This window comes from Bradyrhizobium sp. Ken01, assembly GCF_055807355.1.
Genome location: NZ_JBVVPC010000004.1, coordinates 158,968 through 183,547 on the forward strand (window position 1 = coordinate 158,968; position 24,580 = coordinate 183,547).

16 protein-coding genes and 1 pseudogene are annotated in these 24,580 nt (G+C 65.4%); 13 read left to right on the forward strand and 4 right to left on the reverse strand.

Features of this window, described 5'->3' with window-relative positions; all coding sequences use genetic code 11:
• Positions 1 to 121 precede the first annotated feature (121 nt).
• The 9 genes and pseudogenes from recF to AC0L3S_RS06365 all read left to right on the forward strand — a co-directional run bounded on the left by recF (position 122) and on the right by AC0L3S_RS06365 (position 12,773).
• Positions 122 to 1,258, forward strand: coding sequence for a DNA replication/repair protein RecF (gene recF / locus AC0L3S_RS06325; RefSeq protein WP_473278536.1), 1,137 nt, complete (start codon positions 122 to 124; stop codon positions 1,256 to 1,258).
• A gap of 118 nt (positions 1,259 to 1,376) precedes the next feature.
• Positions 1,377 to 2,119 (forward strand): annotated as a pseudogene (locus AC0L3S_RS06330) (hypothetical protein).
• Positions 2,120 to 2,245: 126 nt separating this feature from the next.
• Positions 2,246 to 4,414, forward strand: a complete 2,169-nt coding sequence (locus AC0L3S_RS06335) for a hypothetical protein (RefSeq protein ID WP_473278460.1) — start codon at positions 2,246 to 2,248, stop codon at positions 4,412 to 4,414.
• A gap of 280 nt (positions 4,415 to 4,694) precedes the next feature.
• Positions 4,695 to 7,130 (forward strand): DNA topoisomerase (ATP-hydrolyzing) subunit B, encoded by a 2,436-nt coding sequence (gene gyrB, locus AC0L3S_RS06340; protein WP_473278461.1) that lies wholly within the window; start codon positions 4,695 to 4,697, stop codon positions 7,128 to 7,130.
• A 237-nt stretch (positions 7,131 to 7,367) separates the two neighbouring features.
• Complete coding sequence (gene murA, locus AC0L3S_RS06345; RefSeq protein ID WP_473278462.1) at positions 7,368 to 8,663, forward strand: UDP-N-acetylglucosamine 1-carboxyvinyltransferase; 1,296 nt, start codon at positions 7,368 to 7,370, stop codon at positions 8,661 to 8,663.
• A 190-nt stretch (positions 8,664 to 8,853) separates the two neighbouring features.
• Complete coding sequence (locus AC0L3S_RS06350) at positions 8,854 to 10,248, forward strand: MATE family efflux transporter (protein ID WP_473278463.1); 1,395 nt, start codon at positions 8,854 to 8,856, stop codon at positions 10,246 to 10,248.
• Positions 10,245 to 10,733 carry a DUF2867 domain-containing protein gene (locus AC0L3S_RS06355; RefSeq protein WP_473262396.1) on the forward strand — a complete coding sequence of 163 codons (489 nt, stop codon included), beginning with the start codon at positions 10,245 to 10,247 and terminating at the stop codon, positions 10,731 to 10,733. The genes AC0L3S_RS06350 and AC0L3S_RS06355 overlap by 4 nt, the downstream gene beginning before the upstream one ends.
• Positions 10,730 to 11,380 (forward strand): 2-hydroxychromene-2-carboxylate isomerase, encoded by a 651-nt coding sequence (locus AC0L3S_RS06360; RefSeq protein ID WP_473278464.1) that lies wholly within the window; start codon positions 10,730 to 10,732, stop codon positions 11,378 to 11,380. Before AC0L3S_RS06355 ends, AC0L3S_RS06360 begins: the two co-directional genes overlap by 4 nt.
• Positions 11,381 to 11,459: 79 nt before the next feature.
• Positions 11,460 to 12,773, forward strand: a complete 1,314-nt coding sequence (locus AC0L3S_RS06365) for an SMI1/KNR4 family protein (RefSeq protein ID WP_473278465.1) — start codon at positions 11,460 to 11,462, stop codon at positions 12,771 to 12,773.
• 62 nt (positions 12,774 to 12,835) lie between these two features.
• Here the strand turns inward: AC0L3S_RS06365 and AC0L3S_RS06370 are convergent, their stop codons facing one another.
• A complete protein-coding gene (locus AC0L3S_RS06370; protein WP_473278466.1) occupies positions 12,836 to 13,951 on the reverse strand; it encodes an FUSC family protein in 1,116 nt (371 codons plus the stop codon).
• A 124-nt stretch (positions 13,952 to 14,075) separates the two neighbouring features.
• Between AC0L3S_RS06370 and AC0L3S_RS06375 the strand changes: the two genes are divergently transcribed.
• Complete coding sequence (locus AC0L3S_RS06375; RefSeq protein WP_473278467.1) at positions 14,076 to 15,443, forward strand: MmgE/PrpD family protein; 1,368 nt, start codon at positions 14,076 to 14,078, stop codon at positions 15,441 to 15,443.
• 5 nt (positions 15,444 to 15,448) lie between these two features.
• Here AC0L3S_RS06375 and AC0L3S_RS06380 read toward each other — a convergent pair whose 3' ends face one another.
• The gene (locus AC0L3S_RS06380) at positions 15,449 to 16,876 is read right to left on the reverse strand and encodes a serine hydrolase domain-containing protein (RefSeq protein WP_473278468.1); all 1,428 of its coding nucleotides are present in this window, start codon (positions 16,874 to 16,876) and stop codon (positions 15,449 to 15,451) included.
• A 144-nt stretch (positions 16,877 to 17,020) separates the two neighbouring features.
• Entirely contained in the window at positions 17,021 to 18,082 is a 1,062-nt protein-coding gene (locus AC0L3S_RS06385; RefSeq protein ID WP_473262409.1) for an AraC family transcriptional regulator, read from the reverse strand.
• Positions 18,083 to 18,350: 268 nt separating this feature from the next.
• On the opposite strand from AC0L3S_RS06385, the gene AC0L3S_RS06390 reads away from it, so the two are divergent.
• The 3 genes from AC0L3S_RS06390 to AC0L3S_RS06400 all read left to right on the forward strand — a co-directional run bounded on the left by AC0L3S_RS06390 (position 18,351) and on the right by AC0L3S_RS06400 (position 22,818).
• The gene (locus AC0L3S_RS06390; protein ID WP_473262411.1) at positions 18,351 to 19,268 is read left to right on the forward strand and encodes a pirin family protein; all 918 of its coding nucleotides are present in this window, start codon (positions 18,351 to 18,353) and stop codon (positions 19,266 to 19,268) included.
• A gap of 77 nt (positions 19,269 to 19,345) precedes the next feature.
• Positions 19,346 to 20,260, forward strand: coding sequence for a phosphoribosylaminoimidazolesuccinocarboxamide synthase (locus tag AC0L3S_RS06395; RefSeq protein WP_473262414.1), 915 nt, complete (start codon positions 19,346 to 19,348; stop codon positions 20,258 to 20,260).
• Positions 20,261 to 20,601: 341 nt separating this feature from the next.
• Complete coding sequence (locus tag AC0L3S_RS06400) at positions 20,602 to 22,818, forward strand: SLC26A/SulP transporter family protein (RefSeq protein WP_473278537.1); 2,217 nt, start codon at positions 20,602 to 20,604, stop codon at positions 22,816 to 22,818.
• 256 nt (positions 22,819 to 23,074) lie between these two features.
• Here the strand turns inward: AC0L3S_RS06400 and AC0L3S_RS06405 are convergent, their stop codons facing one another.
• Positions 23,075 to 24,568, reverse strand: coding sequence for an NAD-dependent succinate-semialdehyde dehydrogenase (locus AC0L3S_RS06405; protein ID WP_473278470.1), 1,494 nt, complete (start codon positions 24,566 to 24,568; stop codon positions 23,075 to 23,077).
• Positions 24,569 to 24,580: the final 12 nt, after the last annotated feature.

Genomic DNA, 24,580 nt, shown 5'->3' on the forward strand with positions numbered 1-24,580 from the left:
GACTACATCCGTCATGGCCGGGCGTAGCCGTCTGAAGGACGGCGTCGCTTCGCTCGCCTATGTCCCGGCCATCCACGTCTTTGGAGACAAAACGTGGATGCCCGGCAATGACAAAGACAACATGACCCCCTCCCGCATTCATCGCCTGACGCTGACGCATTTTCGTAATTACCGGGCGGCGGGGCTCGAGGTGAAGGCTGACATGGTGGCGCTGGTCGGGCCGAACGGAGCGGGCAAGACCAATTGCATCGAGGCGATCTCGTTCCTGTCGCCGGGACGCGGCCTGCGGCGCGCGACGCTGGACGACGTCGCCGACAACCAGGGCGACGGCTCCTGGGCGGTGTCGGCACAGGTCGAGGGCGCGCTGGGCCTTGCCACGCTCGGCACCGGCATCGATCCGCCGCACGCAGACAGCCCGGTCAGCCGGCGCTGCCGCATCGACCGCGAACCGGTCAATTCGGCGGCGTCGTTCGGCGACCACATCCGCATGGTGTGGCTGACGCCGGCGATGGACGGGCTGTTCATGGGCGCGGCGTCCGAGCGGCGGCGCTTCTTCGACCGCCTGGTGCTTGCCATCGACAGCGACCATTCCAGCCGCATCTCCGCGCTCGAACGTTCGCTGCGTTCGCGCAACCGCCTGCTCGAGACCCGCAATTGCGACGACCATTGGTGTGACGCGATCGAGCGCGAGACCGCGGAGCTTGCGGTCGCGGTCGCCGCGACCCGGGGCCAGACCGCGGCGCGGCTGACCGGCATGCTGAATGCCCGTGCGCAGGCCTCCGCCTTCCCCTCGGCGCAGATCGCGCTCAACGGCTGGATGGAGAACGCGCTGCTCAACGAGACCGCGACGTCGGTCGAGGACCGCTACCGCCAGATCCTGCGCGACAACCGTCCGCGTGACGCCATCGCCGGCCGCACCACGGACGGTCCGCATCTCACCGATCTCCAGGTGATCTACGCGCCGAAAAGCATGCCGGCGCGCGATGCCTCGACCGGCGAGCAGAAGGCGTTGCTGATCGGTCTGGTGCTGGCGCATGCAAGCCTGGTCGCCGAGATGACCGGCATCGTGCCGCTGCTGCTGCTCGACGAGGTCGTCGCGCATCTCGATCCTAATAGGCGCGCGGCGCTGTTCGCCGAGTTGCGCAAGCTCGGCGCGCAGGTGTGGCTGACCGGCGCTGACCCCGCCGCCTTCGCCGACATCGGCGCCGGGGGCGAGATCTTTGACGTCGAAAGCGGACAGTTATCGGCCCGGCAGTAGTCCCGCCGTTGAACCAGCCCCATTTCCGCCGCGACTAGTTGCGGGATGCGGCGCCGACGCTGTCGCAGCCGGTTTGCAATCGCGCAATGACATCACGCGCGAACCCCTGGAGAGTGAGATGCGGACGGTAGGGTCCGGGGCGCAGGCTCCGGCACGATGGTGGGCGTTTGCATGCGGCCTCGTCTTGCTCGCGACGTGCATGCTCGCGGCAAGCGCCGGCGCCTGGATGCCGCATCTCGCGCCGATGTTTTCGGCCGAACTCACGCCGGATTCCGATACCAGGCTGCCCGCGCCGACCCGCTACAGCTTTCGAGGAATCCACACCACCCTGATGCAGGGCGTCGAAGCGCCGCTTCGCGTCAAGCTCGAAGCCACCGTGCCCGCCGAGCTCGGCGACGTTCTCGCCTTCTACCGCAGGGAGCTCGGAAAGCTCGGCTGGCAGGAGCAGCACGATGGCGCCGTCCTCTCCGCTGATCACGTCCGGCTCGCGTTCGTCTCTCCGCTCGGGCCGGCCATGCTGGAGCTCGGCCCAAGGAGAGCAACACCTCGGTTCATCTCGTGCAGAAGAACTCGGATACAGCAACCCTGGCGAACGTCATGCCCGAACCGGGTCAGGCGAAGCTGGTGTTCAGCAATATCGGCGAGACGGAAGCCGTGCTCGGGATCAACGCGCGGATCATCAAGCGCGCCGCCGGCGCCAACGCCGTCTCGCTGGATCTGGCGCCCGGCCAATATTCCTACGAACTGGGCGTGCCCGGCCGTCCGGCCCACACTGACATCCTTAACCTCGCGGCCGGCGACGCCTGGGAGCTTACCGTCGGGCGCGACGGCGAGGCATGGTCGCCGCTCCAGCTGTATTGACCGGTCCGGAATCTTTGAACCTGCCCGGTTCCTGCCGCGACTTCTGGTCTGAGGCCCCCCCGACGGCGTCGCAGCCGTTGCAATCGCGCGCGCCCAAGCGCCCCGCGGCATCCTGGAGACGTAACAATGGCGATGGTCCCGCGCGGGATGCAAGTCCCGGCACGATGGCGGCTGCTTGCATGCGGTCTCTTCCTGATGGCGAGCTGCTCGATCGCGGCCGGCGCCGACGAGGGAATCGTCGACGTCCACGCGCTGCCGCAGCTCGAAGGTGCGGTGGAAGACACCTCGCGCCCCGATCCCTATCGCGTCGAATATCGCGTACCGACGCGGCAGGCCGTGACACTGCCCGCGGTCCAAAAGCTTCTGAGCGACAACGGCTGGGTGCCCTATGTGATGCCGCTGGAGGAGAAAAGCACGCTGCTGAAGTTCAGGAAGGGACGACAGGGTCTCTCCGTTCATTTCACGCAGGCGCTCGGACGGCCAGACCAGTCCGTGGTTTATTACACGACCGACCGGATCTACGGGAACGTGCCGTTTCCGGAAGGCGCCAGCGATATCGTGTTCGACGGGACCCGGCCCTACCTCGGCTGCATCGCGCCGACGCCGCTCGATGCAACGTCGGATTTCTATGCCAGCCAGATGACTGCGATCGGCTGGCAGAAGCTCACGCCGGAAACCGCTGCGCGCTGGACCACCAGCCTGGATGAGACCGTTCCCAACGGCCTGCGCGCGTTCTACGCGCATGCCGATAGCAAGGAGACCGGCTTCTATCAGCAGAAGCCCGTGATGCTGACGCTGACGCGCCGCGACGATGGCCGCACCCATGTCGATATCCGGGTCGCGCCCTTCGCGCTGCCCAGCGAGCTCAAGGCCGATAGCGATCTGGCCGGCCTGCCGCGGCCAAGCCCGACCAAGACGGCCAGGGGTCTCGGCGGCGCGAGCGACAACAAGCGCGAAATGTCGGCCGCCGCGATGGCCGAGTTGCCGGCCGTACTCGCCTTCTATCACCGCGAGTTCGCCGCGCGCGGCTGGCGGGAGGACGGAAGCGCGCCGCTCGCACCCGGTGATGAGGTCGCGATCAAGATCTCTTCGGCGGAGGAAACCGGCGTGCTGCGGCTCGGCCGCAAATATGATTTCACCATGGTCAGCCTGACCGCGCAGGTGAAGGACTCCGCGCTTGCCGCCCGCGCGAAGGCGAAGAAGGAGGCCGACGAGAAGTTCCTTGGGGATGCTTTAGGTGCGGCCAAGCAGCTCATCACCGCCGACGAAGCCAGACGCAAGGTGCAGGCGGCCGCATTGTCCGACGCGCCGCTGAATGCGCTCCCCGACAGCAAGACTCCGGTGCCGCTGCCCGAAACCGCCGAAGGCGTGACATTTGAGGGCGACGACGGCAGGCTTGAATTCTCCTCGACTTCGAGCGTGAAGGCGCTTGCCGCGTTCTATCGCGCATCGCTCAAGCCAGCGGGCTGGAAGGAGCAACCTTCCGTCATCAACCAGCCCAACATGGCGGTGATGGAATTCTCCAAGAGCGGCAAGTCGATCTCGATGACCGTGATGCAGATGGGGCCGAAGGTGAACGTTAGCGCCAACGGCTCCGGTCTTGTTATCGTCGCGGCCAAGCCCGTCGAGGCCAAATCGACCCAAGCCAAGGCGGTCCAGGCCAAATCGAAGGAGCCGCTCACGCCCGATCCCGATTCGGCCCTGCCGGTGCCGACGCAGCACAGCTCGACCGGCATCAGCTCCACGAAATTTCCCGGCAGCGACCAGTCCTTCCGGACCGAGCTCGAAGCCAGCATCCCCGCCGAGCTTGGCGAGGTCCTCGCCTTCTATCGCGCGGAGCTGGCCAAGCGGGGCTGGCAGGAAAAGACCGACGGCGCGACCGTCACTGCCGAGCGGGCGGAGCTCGCGTTCACCTCGCCGCAGGGACCAGCCGTGCTGAAGCTCGGCCGCGCCAGGGATGAGACGACGGTCAGCCTGGTGCAGCGGAATCCGCAGGCCGCGGCCAAGGCCGACATCATGCCGAGGGCGGGACAGGCGAGGCTGATGCTCGGCAATATGGGGCCGAAGGAAGCATCGCTGACGATCAACAATCAGACCGTGAAGATCGCGGCCGGCGCCGGCGGTCCGCAATCGCCGAAAGGCCCGATGCTCGATCTACCGCCCGGCAAGTACCAGTACGCGCTGCGTCTGCCGGGACGCCCTGCTCGCACCGAGACCCTCACCGTTGCCGCCGGCGATGCCTGGGGCCTCCTGGTAGGGCCAAACGGAGACGTGCTGCCGCTTCAGATGTATTGAGCTGCAAGGCCGTTCCGGGGCGTTCCAGGCGCTTCGGAACGCCCCTCCTCCCCGCAAAATCCACGCCTTCCAGAGCCCGAAACGGCGCCTCGAATCGCGCTTTTCCCAAGCCGCCGAATCGGCCTTCGAAGGCCTTGAAAATCGGCCGAAAAATCCCATCTAATCAAAGGCTTGCCGGGAGATACTTTGCGCTAGGCGCAATCCGTCTTTCGTGGCACAAATAGCCCGCATATCAGCGCCTTTTGCGCCGCTGATTCGGGCGACATCTCGAAGGCCTCTCATGACAGAACCTGCTCGGCAGACGCCTGCCGAAAACGAACCCTCAAATCCGAGCGATTACGGGGCGGAATCGATCCGCGTGCTCAAGGGTCTCGACGCCGTTCGCAAGCGCCCCGGCATGTATATCGGCGACACCGATGACGGCTCGGGCCTGCATCATATGGTCTACGAGGTCGTGGACAACGCGATCGACGAGGCGCTCGCGGGCCACGCCACGCGCGTCGACGTGATCCTCAATGCCGACAATTCCGTCACCGTGCGCGACGACGGCCGCGGCATTCCGGTCGACATCCACAAGGGCGAAGGCATCTCGGCAGCCGAGGTCATCATGACCCAGCTCCATGCCGGCGGTAAGTTCGACCAGAATTCCTACAAGGTTTCCGGCGGCCTGCACGGCGTCGGCGTCTCTGTCGTCAACGCGCTGTCGAGCAAGCTCGGCTTGCGCATCTGGCGCGACAACAAGGAACACTATATCGAATTCGCCCATGGCGATGCGGTCGCGCCGCTCAAGGTGGTCGGCGATGCGCCCGGCAGGCGCGGCACCGAGGTGACGTTCCAGGCCTCGACGGAAACCTTCAAGAACATCGAGTATGACTTCGCCACGCTGGAGCACCGGCTGCGCGAGCTCGCCTTCCTCAACTCCGGCGTCAACATCGCCCTCTCCGACATGCGTCACGCGGTCGAGAAGCGCGAGGAGATGCATTATTCGGGCGGCGTCGAGGAATTCGTCAAATATCTCGACCGCAACAAGAAGGCGATCGTGCCGGCGCCGATCATGGTGCGCGCGGAAGCCAACGGCATCGGTGTCGAGGCCGCATTGTGGTGGAACGACAGCTACCACGAGAACGTGCTGTGCTTCACCAACAACATCCCGCAGCGCGACGGCGGCACCCATCTCGCCGGTTTCCGCGGCGCGCTGACGCGCCAGGTCAACGGCTATGCCGAGGCCAACGCGAAGAAGGAAAAGATCGCGCTCACCGGCGACGATTGCCGTGAAGGCCTCACCGCCGTGCTGTCGGTGAAGGTGCCCGATCCAAAATTCTCGTCGCAGACCAAGGACAAGCTGGTGTCCTCGGAAGTGCGGCCCGTGGTCGAGAACGTGCTGAACGAGGCGCTGCAGGCCTGGTTCGAGGAGCATCCCTCCGAAGCCAAGATGATCGTCGGCAAGGTGATCCAGGCGGCCGCGGCCCGCGAAGCTGCGCGCAAAGCGCGCGAGCTGACGCGCAAGAGCCCGCTCTCGGTCTCTTCGCTGCCCGGCAAGCTCGCCGACTGCCAGGAGAAGGACCCGGCGAAATCCGAGCTCTTCATCGTCGAGGGTGACTCGGCAGGCGGCAGCGCCAAGCAGGGCCGCAACCGCGAATTCCAGGCCGTGCTGCCGCTGCGCGGCAAGATCCTCAATGTCGAACGCGTCCGCCCCGACAAGATGCTGGGCAGCGAGCAGATCGGCACGCTGATCACCGCGCTCGGCACCGGCATCAGCGACGAGTTCTCGATCGAGAAGCTGCGCTATCACAAGATCATCGTGATGACGGACGCCGACGTCGACGGCGCCCACATCCGCACGCTGCTGCTCACTTTCTTCTACCGGCAGATGCGCGAGATCATCGACGGCGGTTATCTCTATATCGCCCAGCCCCCGCTCTATAAGGTCAACCGCGGCAAGTCCGAGCAATATCTGAAGGACGAGCGGGCGCTGGAAGACTATCTGATCGATACCGGTCTCGACGACTGCGTCTATATTCCCGGCAGCGGCGGCGATCGTACCGGCCGCGACCTGCGCTCGCTGGTCGACGACGCCCGCGCCGTCCGCGGCATCCTGCGCAGCCTGCACACCCGCTACAATCGCAAGGTGATCGAGCAGGCCGCCATCACCGGCGTGCTCAACAAGGCGATCTACGGCGATCCGGAGAAAGCTGCCGCGGCCGCGCAATACATCGCCGCCCGCCTCGACACTCTCGCCGACGAGGTCGAGCGCGGCTGGGTCGGTCAATATGTGGAAGGCCAGGGCTTCCAGTTCGAGCGCACGGTGCGCGGCGTCAAGGAAGTCGCTCTCATCGACGACGCCTTCCTGGGCTCGGTCGAAGCCCGCAAGCTCGACGAGTACACGGTGAAGCTCCAGGACGTTTATGCCCGCCCCGGCAAGCTGCGGCGCAAGGACGTCGAGCACATGGTCTACGGGCCGGTCGATCTGTTCGAGGCCGTCACCGACGCCGGCCGCAAGGGCGTCACGCTGCAGCGCTACAAAGGGCTGGGCGAGATGAACCCGGAACAGCTCTGGGAGACGACGCTGGATATCAATGCGCGATCGCTGCTCCAGGTGAAGGTCAAGGAGGTCGACGAGGCCGACGACATCTTCACCAAGCTGATGGGCGACGTGGTCGAGCCGCGCCGCGACTTCATCCAGGAACATTCACTGAGCGCGACGATCGATATCTGACGTCGGAGGGCTATGGCTTGGACGGTCGTCATGCCCAGGCTTGTCCCGGGCATCTACGTTCTCCGTGCATCTGGCAAAGGCGTGGATGGCCGGGACAAGCCCGGCCATGACGTGGAGACACCTCGGCTGAACCTCCGCTCCCGCCCTCGCAACAAGTGCAGAATTGATACCGCGCTCAATTCTCTGTAGCTTCCGCCTCGAAAACCCGCCCCACCCAACACGACAGCGAGAGACCCCGTGGCGCCCATCCAGTACATCGTCGAGGGCGGTCACCGGCTCTCGGGCTCGATCGAGCCGTCCGGCAACAAGAATGCGGCCCTGCCGATCATCGCGGCAGCCCTGCTCACCGAGCATCCGGTAATGCTGGAAAACGTGCCGCGGATCCGCGACACCGAGACGCTGGTCGAACTGATCCGCTCGGTCGGCGCTGCCGCGGAATGGACCGCCCGCAACACGCTTCATATTCACGCCAAGAGCATCCGCGCCGCCGATCTCGATCCTGAGCTATGCGTGCGCATCCGCGCCTCTATCCTGCTCGCGGGTCCCCTCCTCGCCCGCTGCGGCGAAGTGATGCTGCCGCCGCCTGGCGGCGACGTCATCGGCCGCCGAAGGCTCGACACACATGTGCTCGCGCTCGAGCAACTGGGAGCCAAGGTCACCGCGACCGACCGGCTCGAATTCCGCGCTTCGAAGCTGACCGGCGCCGACGTGTTCCTGGACGAGCCCAGCGTGACCGCGACCGAAAACGCGCTGGTCGCGGCCGTGGCCGCCGAAGGCACCACCTATTTGCGCAACGCCGCGTCCGAGCCGCATGTGCAGGACCTCGCCAACTTCCTGGTCGCGCTCGGCGCTGAGATCGAGGGTATCGGCACCAACACCATGATCGTGCACGGTCCGGCGACGCTGGGCGGCGCGACGTACCGGATCCAGCCTGACCACATCGAGGTCGGCTCGCTGATCGGGCTTGCCGCCGTGACGCGTTCGCCGCTTCGCATCGTGCGCGCGGGCGTCGAGCATCTGCGCTCGATCCGCATGGGGTTCGAGCGGCTCGGCATCGTCTGCCGCATCGAGGGCGACGATCTCATCGTGCCCTCGAACCAGACGCTGAAGATCCAGGACGACTTTGGCGGCCACGTGCCGAAGCTGGAAGACCAGCCCTGGCCGGCGTTCCCGGCCGATCTGATGTCGATCGCGATCGTCACCGCCACGCAATGCGAGGGCGTGATCCTGATGTTCGAGAAGATGTTCGAATCGCGGATGTTCTTCGTCGACAAGCTGATCGCGATGGGCGCGCGCATCGTGCTGTGCGACCCGCATCGCGCCATCATCGCCGGTCCAAGCCGGCTGCACGGCGCGACGATGACCTCACCCGACATTCGCGCCGGAATGGCCATGCTGCTCGCGGCCGTCTGCGCCGAGGGCACCTCCACGATCAACAACGCCGACCAGATCGAACGCGGCTACGAGCGCATCGACGAACGGCTGAATGCGCTCGGCGCGAAGATCAGGCGCGTGCCCGAACGGAAGGGCTGAGGCGCTTCGGCTCCCAATCCGAAAATGGTCTCGTGCCCCGGACGCAGCGCAGCACGTCAGTGATGCGCTGCTGAGCCGGGGTCCATGCGGCCAGGAGCCGTGCCCGCAACTTCTGGATCCCGGCTCGCGCTTCGCGCGTCCGGGACACGAGGGCCATGTTTTCGTCGCTCGGTGATGCTATTGGGTGATCATGCTCGACACCGTTCAGCCTCGTGCGCAGCCGCAAGCCGGCGTGCCGCCAAATCTTCTCGCCGACGAGTTCGTCGCGACGCTGCGGCTGGCCGTGCCGATGATGCTGACGCAGCTCGGGCAGATCGCGATGATCACGACCGATCTCGCGCTGATCGGGCGACTCGGCGAGAGCGCGGTCGCAGCAGCGGCGCTGGCGCATACAGTCTATTTCGTCAGCTTCACTTTCGGGCTCGGATTAATGGCGGCGGTGTCGCCGCTGGTCGCGCAAGCCTTTGGCGCCGGCGATATCAGGCGCATCCGCCGCTCCTTGCGCGTCGGCTTGTGGGTCGCGTTGCTGATCTCGCTGCCGATGATGGCCTCGCCGCTGTATGGCGAGCACATCCTGGTCGCACTCGGTCAGGCGCCGCATTCGGCCGCGCTCGCCCAGCGCTATCTGAATGGCCTCGCCTGGGGCATCGCGCCGGCGCTCGGCTTCATCGCGCTGCGCAGCATGATGAGTGCGGTGAACCGTCCGCAGGCCCCGCTGTGGATCACGCTCGCGGCGATCCCCATCAATGCCGCGCTGGTCTACGCCCTGATCCACGGCCTGTTCGGCCTGCCGGAGCTCGGCCTGTTCGGCGCGGGGCTTGCGACCACCATCGTCAATCTCGGCACGTTCGTCGCCACGCTCGCCATTGCGGGGCTGCGCAGGCCGTTCGCGGATTATCGTCCGCTTGCCCATCTCTGGCGGATCGACTGGCCCCTGATGCGCAAACTCATCGCGATCGGCGCCCCGATCTCGTTCTCGCTGCTGCTGGAATATGGCCTGTTCTCTTCGGCCGCGCTGCTGATGGGACTGATCTCGACCACGGCGCTCGCGGCGCATCAGATCGCGCTCCAGGTCACCGCCGTGCTGTTCATGGTCCCGCTCGGCATCGGCATGGCGGCCACTGTGCGGGTCGGCCATGCCTTCGGCCGCGGCGACCCGGCCGGGGTGAAGCGCGCAGGTCTCGTCGCAGCTGTGATCGGGATCGCGTTCGTCTCTGCCCTGACTGTCGCGATCATCTTCGGCCGCTATCAGCTCGGACGGCTGTTCTTCGGCAGTGGCGAGGTGAGCATGCCGACCGTCGAGCTGACCGCGAAGCTGCTGCTGGTCGGCGCGACCTTCTTCATCGCCGATGCCATCCAGACCATCATGGGCGGCGCGCTGCGCGGCATCAATGACACCAGGATGACGTTGGTATTCGCCGCGATCGGCTATTGGTGCGTGGGCTTTCCCATCGCCTGGTACCTCGCTTTTCACGCCGATCTCGGCGCGGTCGGTGTCTGGATCGGACTGTCGATCGGATCGTTCGTCTATGCCGGACTTCTGATCTTGCGCTTCTGTATGCTGACGCGCAAACTGGCGGGATGAACGGAACCGTCCGCGAAGTTACCCCCGATGTCGACGCCGGCACGCTGCTGGCCGGTGCGCAGTTCATCGACTCCTTTCGCGTGGAGATCGGCCCAGCACCGGTGAATGCCCGCGAGGTCTGCACCAGGATGGTGTTGCACGGACCGCGCTGGATCGCTGCACTGACACGCCTGCGCAACATTTTGGTGACGCCCTTTGGATTGAAGACATCGGGCGAGGGCGCACCGGCGCCCGGAGGTTTGATCGGCCTGTTTCCGGTGCTGAGTGAAACGCCCGAGCAGCTGGTCGCCGGCTTCAATGATTATCATCTCGATTTCCGCATCGTGGTCGATGTGGCCGGCGAAGCGGTGCCGCGCCACGTCACCCTGACCACGCTGGTGCGGACCAACAATCGGCTGGGCCGCGCCTACCTCGCGCTCATCACGCCCTTTCACAAGCTCGTCGCCCGCAGCATGATGGGGCGGCTCGCGGAGCCGGCGCGATGACGCTCTCCCTCGACCTCTTTTACTCCTTTCGCAGCCCGTTCAGCTATCTGGCGCTGCCGAAAACGCTGAAGCTGGTCGAAACCTACGATCTGGCGGTGAATTTACGGCCGGTCTATCCGCTCGCAGTCCGTGTGCCCGGGTTTTTCAAGAAGGCCAGCCCGAACTTCATTCGCTATGTGGTGCTCGACAGCACGCGCGTGGCGCAGCACGAAGGCATTCCGTTCCGCTTTCCGAGGCCCGATCCGATCGTGCAGGACAAGGTTACGTTCGACGTCGCGGCGGAGCAGCCCTACATCCACCGCCTGACCCGGCTTGGTGCCATGGCGCAGCTCGAGGGACGCTCGCTCGCATTCACCGATGCGATCGCCCGCGTGCTGTGGGACGGCTCGGTGGCGGGCTGGAACGAAGGCGATCATCTCGCGCGCGCCGCCGACAAGGCCGGCTTCGATCTCGCCGCGATGGATGCCGCGATCACCGCCGACCCGGATCGCTACGAGCAGGTGATCACGGGGAACGAGAAGGACCACGCCGCCTCCGGCCATTGGGGCGTGCCGACCTTCGTGTTCGACAACGAGCCGTTCTTCGGCCAGGACCGCATCGATTTGCTGGTCTGGCGCATGGAGAGCAAGGGGCTGGCGAAGCGATAAGCCGCGGCCGTGAACCAACCTCTGCGTGCGTGCGACTGAGACGTTGCGCCCCAATCCCGGCGGCGCCTTCGGAGCTCGCATGCACCTGGCAAAATTCTTCCACCGTCCGCCCGGCGACGACGATCGCGAGTTGATGCTGATCCCGGGTAGAGATCCCATGGTGATCGGTATCAACATGAACTGGAGCGGCGATCCCGATGCGGATGAATTTCTGCGCGAGAAATTCTCCAACATGGCGGACGCTGCCGCGGCCTTTCGCCGCCATATGGCCGACCTCGTCGCTGCCGGCTACGTCGAGACTTGCCACACCCAATATACGCTGCGCGAGCTACCGCCCGATCCGCAGGTCAAGCCGGACTGGCAGAAGGGCCTGGACGAACTCATGGTGCTGGCGCTGAGCGCGCCAATGGAACAGCAGGCAAGGCAGCTCGAGACGCTGAGGGGTACACCCGCCGTACATGAGCCGCTATATCTCTGGCATGACGCGCGTCGCGGCTACGCTGCCGGAGACGATGCGGCACAGGCAGTGCACCTCGCCGAGCAGGCGCGCGACGCTCTGGTTGCACGGCGCGCCGCCGAAAAGCCGCATTATGCGTGGTCAATCTACGAAGGAGATCTCGAAGGAAGCATCCTGGAATTGCTGAGCGATGCCTATATCGAGGCCGGCAATCCCGCGGCCGCGCTAGAGACGATCGAGCATCTCTGCAAGGTCGCCCCGAGCCAGACCCGCATCGTCAAGCGCGCCGAGTTGCTCTGCAGCCACTTTCCCGAGCGGCGCGAGGAAGCCTTCGACGATGCTTATCAATGGTCCGAGTTCGGCGGCTTCGAGGAGATCATGGCGCTGCCCGGCTATGCCGAACATGTGGCGCAGCGCAAGGCACACAAATCTGTAAGAGGCTGGCGCTGGAAACGCGGCACGCCGGCGAGCGAAGCTGACGTCAGCGCGGCGGAGCAGGCGCTCGGCGCCCCGTTGCCGCGCGATTATCGCAAATTCCTGCTGAGGCGCGGCGAGACCGAGTTGCTGGTACGGCTGCCGGAATCCTCGTCCGAACTCCGCTTCTATTCGCCGGGCGAGCTCACCGCACAGCGGCGCAATGTCCTGAACTTCATTGCCCATTCCGAGGACGAGCTCGAAGAAGCCTGCGCCTATTTCCGCAAGACATATGGCGTCTCGCTCAAGCATCTGATCCCGGTTGCCGAACCGTCGCAGCTCAGCCGCTGTCTGCTGCTCCATATCGAGCCCGGCGAGCGCTCTGGCCAGTGTTTCCAGTGGGATCACGACGGCGGATGGGAGCTGGAACAAAGCCAACCGAGTTTCGACGTTGCATTGAAGACGTTGACGGACGGCATCACGCGGCGCGATGCGACGGCGCTCGCGTTCTTCGAGCTCTGAACTCTATGCCGACGCGTTTTTCTTACGCGACACGATAGCCACTTCGCTCGAAAACGCTCCGCTCACTCCACCACGCGCGCGGGCTTGTCGGCCGGGGCCTCGGACCATTCGCCGACGACGCGGTCGAGATCGCAGAGATTCTGGTGCATCTGCTCAAGCGAAAAGCCGAGTGCGAAGAAGCGCTCCGCGGTGTCGCTCGGCTGGCCGCGGATCAGGCCGTCCTGGCGCACGGCGGCAACCGCCTCGGCGTAATGCTGGAGCGCGACATGGACGGGATGGATCGGCGGCGCGCCGGCGCCTTCGCGCAGGGCGGCGGCGGCCGAACGCAGGAAGCGCGCGATCACGGTCGAGACCTCCGTCAGCGGCGCGGCAAGCCGCGTCTGCACCTCGGCCGGCAGCGGCACAACGGTCGAGCGACCGATCATCACGACGTCATGGCGCAGCCGCAAGATCGTGCGCAACAACGGGCCGGTGTCCGGGCCGCTCGATAATCGCGCAGAGCGCTCGCGCTCAGCCTCGGCGCCAATGGTGTTCATGCCGACCATTGCGGTACCGATACCGTCCTGAATCCGATGCAGCGCGTCATTGTCGCGGCCGCGCGTCAGGCCCGCGAGCAATTCGGTGAAAGCCTCAGCGATCAGTTCGAGCAGTTTTGCCGCGCTGGCGCGGATTTGCCGGACCGCGCGCGAGGGTAGCACCAGGAATGAGACGAGCAGTCCCGTGATGGCACCGACAGCGACCTCGCTGACGCGATCGATCGCCGAGGCCATGGGATCGGCATGATGCATCGAGGGAAGCACGAGCACGATCACGGCCGTCACCGTTGCAGAGCTCAGATTCGGATAGATCGATGCGACGAAGGCAAGCGGCGCCACGGCCAGCACCAGCAGGCCCAGTAGGCCCAGTTCGCCGGAATAGGGGATCAGGATCGCGATGGCGCCGCCATAGATCGCGCCGCCGATGGTGCCGAGCATGTAATCGCGTGTCGCCTTCAGCGATCGCCCGACGCTCATCTGGGTCACGATGATGGAGGTGAGGACAGCCCAGAGCGGCAACAACAGATTCAGCGCGGTGGCGAGCGCGTAGGCGCCGGTGGCCGCAACCGTGACCCGGACCGCCAGCCCCAATTGGGTCTTTCGCGACCAGACCCGGTCGAACAGCTCTCCTGCGAATGCCATGGTCGCGTATCCCGGTCCGATCCTCGTAAAGCCAGCCAAAAGCATAGCTGATGCCCGCGGCCCCGAGCCCGCTTGAAAGGCCAAATCAGCCCGCCTAACTTGCGCGCCAAAACGAGGAAACACGATGGCTCACGAAACCGCAACGCTCGCCGCCTATGTCGCCAACCTGAAATTCCAGGATATTCCGGCGAAAGTGCTGGATCGCGCGAAAGTGCTGACGCTGGACTTCCTCGGCAGCGCGATCCGGGCCCGCAGCGAAGCGGAATCGACCCCCTCGATCCTGAAGATGCTGGAGGCGCTCGCGCTCGACACCAGGGGCGAATCCACCGTTTTCGGCGACAGCAAGACCTGGACGCCGGCGGTCGCGGCGCTGCTCAACGGCGCGCTCGGCCATTCGCTCGACTTCGACGACACCCATGCAGACTCTTCGCTGCATCCGAGCGCGCCGGTGGTTCCGGCGGCCTTCGCCATCGGCGAGATGGTCGGCGCGTCGGGCCGCGACGTGCTGACCGCGATCGTTGCGGGCTACGAGGTCTGCTGCCGGCTCGGCAACGCGCTCGACCCGACCTCGCATTATGCCCGCGGCTTCCATCCGACCGCCACCGCCGGCACCTATGGCGCAGCCGCGGCCGCCGGCAAGCTGTTCGGCCTGTCCGAGCAACAGCTCATCGCCGCCTTCGGCGTCGCCGGCAGCCAGGCCGCGGGCTCGCTGCAATTCCTGGTCAACGGCGCCTGGAACAAGCGCTACCAGGTCGGCGCCGCCGCGATGAACGGCGTGATCGCCGCGACGCTCGCGCGCAACGATTTCGTCGGCGCGACGGAATCGGTCGAGGGCAAGCACGGCCTGCTCGCCGGCTACACCGACGATGCGCATCCCGACAAGGCGGTCGCCGAGCTCGGCAAAACCTACGAGACCATGAAGATCGGCGTTAAACCGTATCCGAGCTGCCGCTATACCCACGCCGCGATCGACGCGCTGATCGCGATGCGGCGCGAGCACAATCTGACGCCCGATCAGATCAAGCGCGTCGAAATCGGCCTGCATCGCAACGGCATCACGCTCACCGGCGACGCCGCGACCAAGCGGCACCCGACCTCGATCGTCGGCGGCCAGTTCTCGATGTTCTTCACCGGCGCGCTCGCGCTTGACCAGGGCTCATTTGGCTGGGACGACTACGCCCGCCTCGGGGACGCAGCCATCGACGCGCTCGCCGACAAGTTCGACGTGGTGCAGGACGACCGTCTCGAGATCGGCCGCACCCACCCCTTTGGCGCACGCGTGAGCATCACGACGGACGACGGCGTGCACGAGCGGCTCTTTGCCGACCCTTCCGGCGAGCCGACCTCGTTCCCGGATGCACAAGCGATGCAGCAGAAATTCTTGACGCTGGCCCGCCCGGTGCTGAACGCGCGTGCGGAGAAATTCGCGGACGCGATCATGACACTGGAGCGGTTCGACCGCGTGGCGAAGGCGACGGAACTGGGGAGGTGAAGCTCCTAATCCTCCCCCGCCAGCTTTCCCTTCTCGCGCGTTGCCGCGACCACGTCGCGCACCAGATCGAACACGCCATCCGCTTCCGGCGGTGCGTTCGGCGAACGGCCTAACCGCACGATCACCAGACGCTCCGACGGAACCACGATCGTGTACTGCCCGATCGTGCCCTTGGCGAAGAAGGCATCGCGTGGCCAGCCGTGATCGATGCGGAAGGTCGCGCCAAAGCTGTTACCCTGGTTGGTCCAGAAGCCGGCACCGATGCCGACCCATGCATTGGGCGTCGCGGACGCCGAGTAATTCACCCAACCCTGGGGCAGGATGCGCCGGCCGCCGGCGATGCCGTCGTTGAGATAGAGTTGGCCGAAGCGCGCCCAGTCGCGCGCGGATGCGAGCATTTCGCTCGACCCCTTGATCGTGCCGGCGCCGTCGAGCTGGAGCGTGACATGGCGCATGCCGAGCGGCGCGAACAATTCGCGGCGCGCGAAGGCAAGCGCTCCTTCGGGATTGCCGCCGGCGGCGTTGCGGATCAGATGCGCGAGCATGATGGTGTTGCCATCGTGATAATTCCACACGGTGCCCGGCGCGGTCGCAAGCGGCATGCTCGCGGCATAGGCGGCCATGTCGGCCTCCACGAATTTCATACGATTGACCGGCTCGAACACAGAGCCGAGCGAGGCCTGAAGCGAGCTGCCGAGCGCCAGGCCCGCGGTGTGGCGCAGCAATTGATCGACGGTGATGGCGTGGCGCGGATCGTCCGGATTGGTCCAGGCGGCGACCGGTGCGGGCCCGTCGAGCTTCAGTCGGCCCTGGCGCACGAGAATCCCGGTGAGAGCCGAGATCACGGACTTCGTCATGGAGAAACCGAGCAGCGGCGTCTCCGGCCCGATGCCGTCGGCATAGCGCTCCGCGATGACGCGGCCCGACTTCATGACGACGATCGCGCGGGTGCGGCGATATGGCGGCGATGTCGGCTCGGCGAAGGCGCGATCGAGCGCGGCTGACAGCTCCGGGCTTTGCGGCGGCACGATTGCGGGGCCGGCAATCTCGGGCAGCAACACCGGCGGCCTATCATCAGGCGGCAAGGCGACGTCGGTGATCCCTCGACCGTGCTCGAGCGTGCAGCCGAGGCCGTCGCGATAGACGGCGTGGCTGCGGCCAATGCCGAACAGCGTCACCGTAACGTCCTTGCGCGCGCGATCGACCTGATAGTCCATCGCCCAGGTGAGCAAACCGGCGCCCGGCATCGCATCAATGGTCTCGGTCAAATTACGCCCGACATCGAGGCCCGAGACAAACGTCTCCGCGCAGAGCACGTCGGCGATGAAGCCGGTGGCGACCTTGGGCACGTCATGGGCGCGAACCGCGCCGAGCGCGAGGCCGGCAAAGGCGGTAGCGGTGGCGAGAAGGACGATCTGGCGGCGGCGGGTCACAGGCTTGCTCCGGCTTGAGGCGCGTGCCGGAGACGAAGCGGCATTCACGCGATGCCCGCTCGCCGAATTTGAAAAACGGCGTAGCTGAAACCGCAAATCGCTCGCCGATTCCAAAATAGCCTAGATGTTTCAGTGCACTAAAGATCAGACAGCATTCACCTTGAGCCGCCGGTATTCCGTCGGCGTCACGCCGGTCACGGCCTTGAAGGCGCGGTTGAAAGGGCCGAGCGACTGGAAGCCGGAATCCATCGCGATGGTGATGACGGGGACCTCGGCCTGGGCGGGATCGGCCAGCGCGGCCTTGGCCTCCTCGATCCGGTGATTGTTCAGGAACACATTGAAATTGCGGTAGCCGAGCCCCTGGTTGATCAGCCGGCGCAGCCGGTATTCGGGAATTTGCAGCCGGCCCGCCAGCACGCCGATGCTGATGTTCTCCTGGCGATAGATCCGTTCGTCCGCCATCAGCCGCATCAGGGCGTCGATGAGCTTTTGGTCGGCGGCGCCCTCGCCCACAGGCGGGCTCGCCGCGATCGCCGGCGCAACCTCCGTGGCGGCCGGAAACAGATCGGCGCCATCGACGCGCATCATCGCATAAGCGATGACCGCGACAATACTGGCGAGCACGCCGGTATTGATGGTGTTGGCGACGTCGCCGATGTCACTGCCGACGACGAGGATCTGGAGCAGCGCGTTCAATCCGCCATAGAGCGCGGCAGCACAGACGATGAAGACGCGAACACGGCGGCGGCGCTCGACCAGATCGGCCGACCATGAGCCGATCGTCTGCATGATCGCGAGCGCAATGAAGCCGAGCACGATCAGGTTCACCGAGGTGACGACGAGCCGGACATGTCCGCCGGGTGCGATCCAGAGACAGCTGACGAAGCTGAACGCTGTCACCAACCCCCAGGTCAATCCGTGCCACCGGCGCAGGCGGAACTCATCGTCGAACAGCGCGCGCGTGAACAGCCAGAACACAACGATATTGCCGGTCGAGAGTGCAATCAGCGGCGCATGCCATGCCGGGACCAGCGACGATATTCCGACGGAATAGCTCGCGGCATGCGCGGCCGAGCCGAGCGCAAAGGCCGCGCCGAGCCGGGCTGCCAGCACATTGCGGAAATCGCTGACAAGCGATGCCGCCAGCACTAATAGCAACGCCACAGAAGCGGCGCGGAATGCGAGTTCAAGGGCGGCTGACGTCATCAGATGCTGTGGCCATTGGTATGGGCGAGCCGAACATCGTCCGTCGGATTGATTTTTTCAAGCACCATCCGCACCACGGCTGTCATCGTCCGGCTTGACCGGACGATCCAGTACGCCGAGACGGCCATGATTGAACCGAGTGGCCGCGGCGTACTAGATCGTCCGCTTTCGCGGGCGATGACGGCGGAGTATGTGGCCCGGGCTTAGCCGCGACGGCCGCACGAAATCCTGCTACGATTTAGCTCGAAAAAGCCAAAAGGAGTCCACCATGAGCTGGCAACCCTCGAACGATCCCGTGCTCGGCGATCCCATGTCCTGCGATGCGCTCGATCTTGTCATCGTGCCGCGCACGCGCGATCTCGGCGACGGCTTCGCGGTGCGGCGCGCATTGCCGCATGGCAAGCGGCAGATGGTCGGACCCTTCATCTTCTTCGACCATTTCGGGCCGGTGCAATTCGTCTCCGGCAAGGGCATGGACGTGCGGCCGCACCCGCATATCGGGCTTGCCACCGTCACCTATCTGTTTGACGGCGCGATCATGCATCGCGACAGCGAGGGCAACATCCAGGAGATCCAGCCCGGCGCGATGAATTTGATGACAGCCGGCCGCGGCATCGCGCATTCCGAGCGCACGCCGGATGTGCAGCGCGCCTCGGGGCAGAAGATGCTGGGCTTGCAAAGCTGGATCGCGCTGCCGGCAGGGTCGGAAGAGATCGCGCCGTCGTTCCAGCACTACGGCGCGGGTGACTTGCCGATGGTCACCGAGCGCGACTTCACGGCGAAGGTAATCGCGGGCTCGTCCTTCGGCGTCACCTCGCCTGTTTCGATGGTCTCGCCCTGGTTCTACACCGAGGTCACGGCGGTCGCGGGCGCCACCGTGCCGCTCGATCCCGATCACGAGGAGCGCGCGATCTACGTCGTCGACGGCGAGGTAGAGATCGCGAACGAGCGCTACGAGGGGCCACGGCTGCTGATCTTCCGCCCGGGCGACCGCATCACGGTGAAGGCGCTCAAGGCCACGCGGATGATGTTTCTGGGCGGCGACGCCCTGGAAGGCCCGCGCCACATCTGGTGGAATTTCGTCTCCTCCAGCAAGGAGCGGATCGAGCAGGCCAAGCAGGACTGGAAAACCGGCCGCTTCGCCGCAGTTCCGCAGGAACATGAGTTCATTCCGCTGCCGGAATAGGCTATCCCGGTTTCCGGTCGCGCGATCAGGCGCGGCCGGATGTCCTGTCGCAAGGCCTTGCTCCGAAAGTTCTGCCGATGACCGCCATGCTCTCCAGCGACCTGCCGCTGCCCAAGATCGGGCGCGGCAAGGTGCGCGATATCTACGCCATCGACGACGACCGCCTGCTGCTCGTCACCACCGACCGCATCAGCGCCTTCGACGTCGTGATGGGCGAGACCATTCCGATGAAGGGCGCGGTGCTGACGCAAATCAGCGCGTTCTGGTTCAACGAACTCGAAGGCGTGGTGCCGCATCACATGATCAGCGCCGACACCGACGAGATCATCGCTGCCGTGCCGGCCTTGAAGCCGCATCGCGCCGAAATTCTCGGCCGCGCCATGCTCTGCCGCCGCACCACGGTGTTTCCGATCGAATGCGTGATCCGCGGTTACCTCTCGGGCTCGGCCTGGAAGGAATATGCAGCCAGCGGCACGCTGGCCGGCGAGAAGCTGAAGGCGGGCCTCGTCGAGAGCGAGAAGCTGGAGCCTTCGATCTTCAGCCCGGCGACCAAGGCCGAGACCGGCCATGACGAGAACATCACCATCGCGAAGATGCGCGAGGTCGTCGGCGACGAGACGGCCTACACGCTCGAGAGCATGACGCGCGCGATCTACACGCTCGGCGAGGAGCTCGCCCGCGAGCAGGGCATCATCATCGCCGACACCAAGTTCGAATTCGGCCGCGACAAGGACGGCCGCATCATCCTGATCGACGAAGTCATGACGCCGGATAGTTCGCGCTTCTGGGCCGTCGACGCCTACAAGCCGGGCCAGCCGCAAGCGAGCTTCGACAAGCAGCCCTTGCGCGACTATCTCGACGTCGAACGCCGCGCCGGTCGCTGGAACGGCGACGCCCCGCCGCCGCCGTTGCCGGCAAGCGTGGTGGACGCGACCAGCAAGCGGTATTTTGAAGCGTATCGACGCGTGACGGGGCAGGATTTGAAGATCTAGCCCCAGTCGGCGCCTCTCGCTCCGTCATTGCCAACCGGCTCGATGCCTCCGCGGTGTCGTCCTGGCGAAAGCCAGGACCCATAGCGCGAGGTCTATCGATCGGTGCAAGTCCCGAATGCACAGCCTTCGCCAAACTGCCCCCTCGGGAAATGGGTCCTGGCTTTCGCCAGGACGACACCGAATGGCAGGCGCTTCGGTTTTCCTCCCTCCCCGGGCATGATTGGCCATTCACACGCCGTGGATGGAACTGTCGGATACCTCATAATCGCAAGAATCCTGTTGCGCTAGGCTCGCAGTCGTCTACGTCTCGAACAGGAATTTTCATGAGCGAGTGTCACGGCGTGACCGATCCCGCAATTGGCTTCACTCCGTCGACCGGGCTCAATCCGGCCCTGAAGCGCGCGCTGAATGATATATTGGGCGGGAGCGCCGCCAGCGTCCTGACCGTCACGTTCGGACTGTCCTACTCGCTGCTGATCTTCGCGGGGCCGTTGTCGCCCTATCTGTCCTACGGCATCACGGCCACTTTCGTCAGCTCCGCCGTGCTTGCGGCCGTCGTCGGCCTCGGCAGCTCCCTGCCCTTCGCGATTGCAGCCCCCGACAGCTCGACCGCCGCGGTGACGGGTATCCTGGCGGCCTCGGTGGTCGAACGCATCGAGACGGCGCACCTGTCAGCGCCGTTGCTGTCACCGATCCTGATCACGCTCGGCCTGTCGACGATGCTGACAGGCTTGGTGCTGTGTGGGCTGGGCCTGACGCGGCTTGGCCGCGCCATCCGCTACGTGCCTTATCCGGTGGTCGGCGGCTTCCTCGGTGCAACCGGACTTCTCATCGTCATGGGTTCGGTCCGGGTGATCACCGATCACCCGCTGCAATTCGCGACGCTGCCGCACTTCGCCGACCGCACCATCCTGCTGGAGCTGGGTGCCGCCTGCGCGATGGCGCTGGTGCTGTATCTCACCTGGCACCGCTCGCGCAGCCCGTTCGGACTGCCGATCATCCTGGTCGGCGGCGTGCTCACCGCGCATCTGGCGTTCTGGATCACCGGCGTTTCCTTCGATGAGGCGCACACATTGGGCTGGACCTTTCAGTCCCCACCACAGGCGGTCTTCGTGCTGCCCTGGCATACCGACGATCTCGCCCGCTATCCCTGGTTTGCCATCCCGGACCTGCTCGGCAACGTCGTCGCGGTCATCTTCGTCACGGCCTCCAGTACGCTGTTCAACACCACCGGCATCGAAGTGGCCACGCATCGCGAAGCCAATCTGGAGTGTGAGCTGAACGTCACCGGCGCCGCCAATATCCTGACCGGCCTGCTGGGCGGCTACGCCGGCTGCAGCTCGACCAGCCGCTCGATGCTCAATTTCTCCAGCGGCGGGCGCGGGCGCCTGTCAGGCCTCACGGCCTCGGCGCTGTCGCTGCTGGTGCTCGCCGTCGCACCCGAGCTGCTCGGCTTCATCCCCAAATTCGTGCTCGGCGGCCTGTTGCTCTATCTCGGCGCCGACCAGCTGCACAAATGGATCATCGAGTCGCGCAAGCGGCTGTCGAAGCTGGAATATCTGTCGCTGATCGCCATCATCGCGATCATCGTGGCCTGGGGTTTCGTGCCGGGCATCCTGATCGGCGTCATCATCGGCTGCGCGACGTTTGCGTTCAGCGCCGCGCGGGTGGAGTCGATCAAGTACAGTTTCGATGGCTCGGAGTACCGCTCCTCGCTCGATCGCTCGCGCGACGACCAGGAGGTGCTGCTGGCCCATGGCGGCAAGATCCGCGGCCTCAATCTCCAGAGCTATCTGTTCTTCGGCTCCGCCAACCGGCTCTATCAGCACGTCAAGCAGCTGCTGCAGGAACGCCCCGAATGCCGCTATCTGCTGTTTGACTTCAAGCTCGTCACGGGCGTCGATTCATCGGCTGCCTATAGCTTTGCCCAGATCAAGCGCAGCGCTGGCGAACTCGGCGTCGAGCTGATCCTGGTTCATCTGTCGGTCGCTGCCGAGAAGGTGCTGCGCTCCAGCGACTTCGTCGGCGACGGCGTCACCATCATCCCCGAGCTGGATCACGCGCTGGAATGGTGCGAGAACGAGCTCATCTCGCAGCATCAGGAGCTGGCGCAGGAAGAAGCTAGCCTGCGCGACTGGTTCACGCGAATGCTCGGCAGCGAGGATGGCGCCGACGAGCTGATCCGCCGCTGCCAGCGCATCGAGGTCGAAGCCGGCGAGGTCATCGTGCAGGCCGGCGATGCCGCCGATTCCATGCATTTCATCCTCGACGGGCGCGTCGGCATCATGATTCCGGCCGACGACGACCGCACCACGCGCGTGCGCAGCCTCGGCCGTTACACCACGATCGGCGAGATGGGGCTGGTGTCACAGACACCGCGCAGCGCCACCATCCAGGCCGAAGTCGACAGCGTGCTCTATGTGCTGAACACACACCAGTTCGACGCGATCAAGTCCGAGGATCCGGAGCTCAGCCACAAGCTGCTGACCTATTTCGTGTCGGTCATGGCGGAGCGGCTGACCTTTGCGAACCGCACGATCGCGGTGTTGAGGCGGTGATTGGCGCGTAGCCCGGATGGAGCGAAGCGCAATCCGGGATCGTGCGACAAACGACAGAGGCCCCGGATTACGCTTCGCTCCATCCGGCTAAGCCGCTAGCCTGCCACATACTCCGATGTCGTCCTGGCGAAAGCCAGGACCCATAGCCACCGGCCATAGTTCTCGCGAAGACTCGTGGTTACCAGCTTCGCGCCGCAACCCCGCCCTGGGGTAATGGGTCCTGGCTTTCGCCAGGACGACCAAGAAATAGCGCGGCTTAAACCCCCGCCATCATCACGTATTTGATCTCGACATATTCTTCCATGCCGTGATGCGAGCCTTCGCGGCCGAGGCCGCTTTCCTTGACGCCGCCGAAGGGTGCGACTTCGGTGGTGATCAGGCCGGTGTTGACGCCGACCATGCCCGACTCCAGCGCTTCGGCGACGCGCCAGACGCGGCCGAGATCGCGGGAGTAGAAGTAGGAGGCGAGCCCGAACGGCGAGGCGTTGCACATCGCGATCACGTCGGCCTCGTCCTTGAATCGGATCACCGGTGCGAGCGGGCCGAAGGTTTCCTCCTGCGCCACCAGCGAGTCCGGCTTGACGTCGGAGAGCACGGTCGGCTCGAAGAACGAGCGCCCGAGCTCGCTGCGCTTGCCGCCGGTGACGACCTTGGCGCCGCGCTTGACGGCGTCCGCAATGTGGCGTTCGACCTTGTCGACCGCTTTCAAATTGATCAGCGGGCCCTGCGTGACGCCGCTCTCGGTGCCGTCGCCGATCTTCATCGCCGCGACCTTCTTCGACAGCTTCTGCACGAACTCGTCGTAGATCTTGTCCTGGGCGTAGAGGCGGTTGGCGCAGACGCAGGTCTGGCCCATGTTGCGGTATTTCGAGACGATCGCGCCCTCGACCGCCGCATCGATATCGGCGTCGTCGAACACCACGAACGGCGCGTTTCCGCCGAGCTCGAGGCCGAGCCGCTTCACGCCGACGGAGGCCTGCTGGTAGAGGATCTTGCCGACGGCAGTGGAGCCGGTGAAGCCGACGAAACGCACGGCCGGATGCTCGCACAGCACCTTGCCGATCGGCGCGGCATCGCCGGTGATGATGTTGAACACACCCTTGGGCACGCCGGCTTTCTCCGCGAGCGCGGCAAGCGCCAGCGCCGACAGCGGCGTTTCGTTGGCGGGCTTCAGCACCACGGTGCACCCGGCCGCAAGCGCCGGCGAAACCTTTCGTGTGATCATCGAGTTCGGGAAATTCCACGGCGTAATCGCGCCGCAGACGCCGATCGGCTGCTTGATCGCGAGCAAGCGCGCGTCGGGCCGCTGGGTCGGGATGGTCTCGCCATAGACGCGGCGGGCTTCCTCGGCGAAGAACTCGACATAGGCGCCGCCGATGTCGACCTCGCCGAGCGCTTCGGCGAGCGGCTTGCCCTGCTCGGAGGTGAGGATCAGCGCGAGGTCCTCGCGATTGGCAATGATCAGATCGAACCATTTGCGCAAGATATTGGAGCGCTGCTTGGCGGTGTGCTTGGCCCAGGCAGGGAACGCGCGCTCGGCGGCCTCGACCGCCCTGGTGGCGTCATCGGCCGAAAGCTGCGGAACCTTTGCCAGCTCGACGCCGGTCGCGGGATTGTTGACGGCGAAGACCGGCGAGCCGACCCAGGCGCCGTCGATGTAGCAGGCCTCCTTCAGAAGCGACGGGTCCTTCAGCCGGTCGCGCAGATTGGAGGTGGCGTGCTGAGCACGTGCGGCGGCGGTCGGGGTCATGGGGTCACTCCT

Coding starts and splice junctions, on each gene's coding strand:
- AC0L3S_RS06370 (WP_473278466.1), bottom strand. CDS start 13,951: ATGGCATTCGCAGGAGAGCTGTTCGACCGGGTCTGGTCGCGAAAGACC.
- AC0L3S_RS06350 (WP_473278463.1), top strand. CDS start 8,854: ATGCTCGACACCGTTCAGCCTCGTGCGCAGCCGCAAGCCGGCGTGCCG.
- AC0L3S_RS06365 (WP_473278465.1), top strand. CDS start 11,460: ATGCACCTGGCAAAATTCTTCCACCGTCCGCCCGGCGACGACGATCGC.
- AC0L3S_RS06355 (WP_473262396.1), top strand. CDS start 10,245: ATGAACGGAACCGTCCGCGAAGTTACCCCCGATGTCGACGCCGGCACG.
- AC0L3S_RS06390 (WP_473262411.1), top strand. CDS start 18,351: ATGAGCTGGCAACCCTCGAACGATCCCGTGCTCGGCGATCCCATGTCC.
- AC0L3S_RS06360 (WP_473278464.1), top strand. CDS start 10,730: ATGACGCTCTCCCTCGACCTCTTTTACTCCTTTCGCAGCCCGTTCAGC.
- AC0L3S_RS06335 (WP_473278460.1), top strand. CDS start 2,246: ATGGCGATGGTCCCGCGCGGGATGCAAGTCCCGGCACGATGGCGGCTG.
- AC0L3S_RS06395 (WP_473262414.1), top strand. CDS start 19,346: ATGACCGCCATGCTCTCCAGCGACCTGCCGCTGCCCAAGATCGGGCGC.
- AC0L3S_RS06405 (WP_473278470.1), bottom strand. CDS start 24,568: ATGACCCCGACCGCCGCCGCACGTGCTCAGCACGCCACCTCCAATCTG.
- gyrB (WP_473278461.1), top strand. CDS start 4,695: ATGACAGAACCTGCTCGGCAGACGCCTGCCGAAAACGAACCCTCAAAT.
- AC0L3S_RS06385 (WP_473262409.1), bottom strand. CDS start 18,082: ATGACGTCAGCCGCCCTTGAACTCGCATTCCGCGCCGCTTCTGTGGCG.
- AC0L3S_RS06375 (WP_473278467.1), top strand. CDS start 14,076: ATGGCTCACGAAACCGCAACGCTCGCCGCCTATGTCGCCAACCTGAAA.
- recF (WP_473278536.1), top strand. CDS start 122: ATGACCCCCTCCCGCATTCATCGCCTGACGCTGACGCATTTTCGTAAT.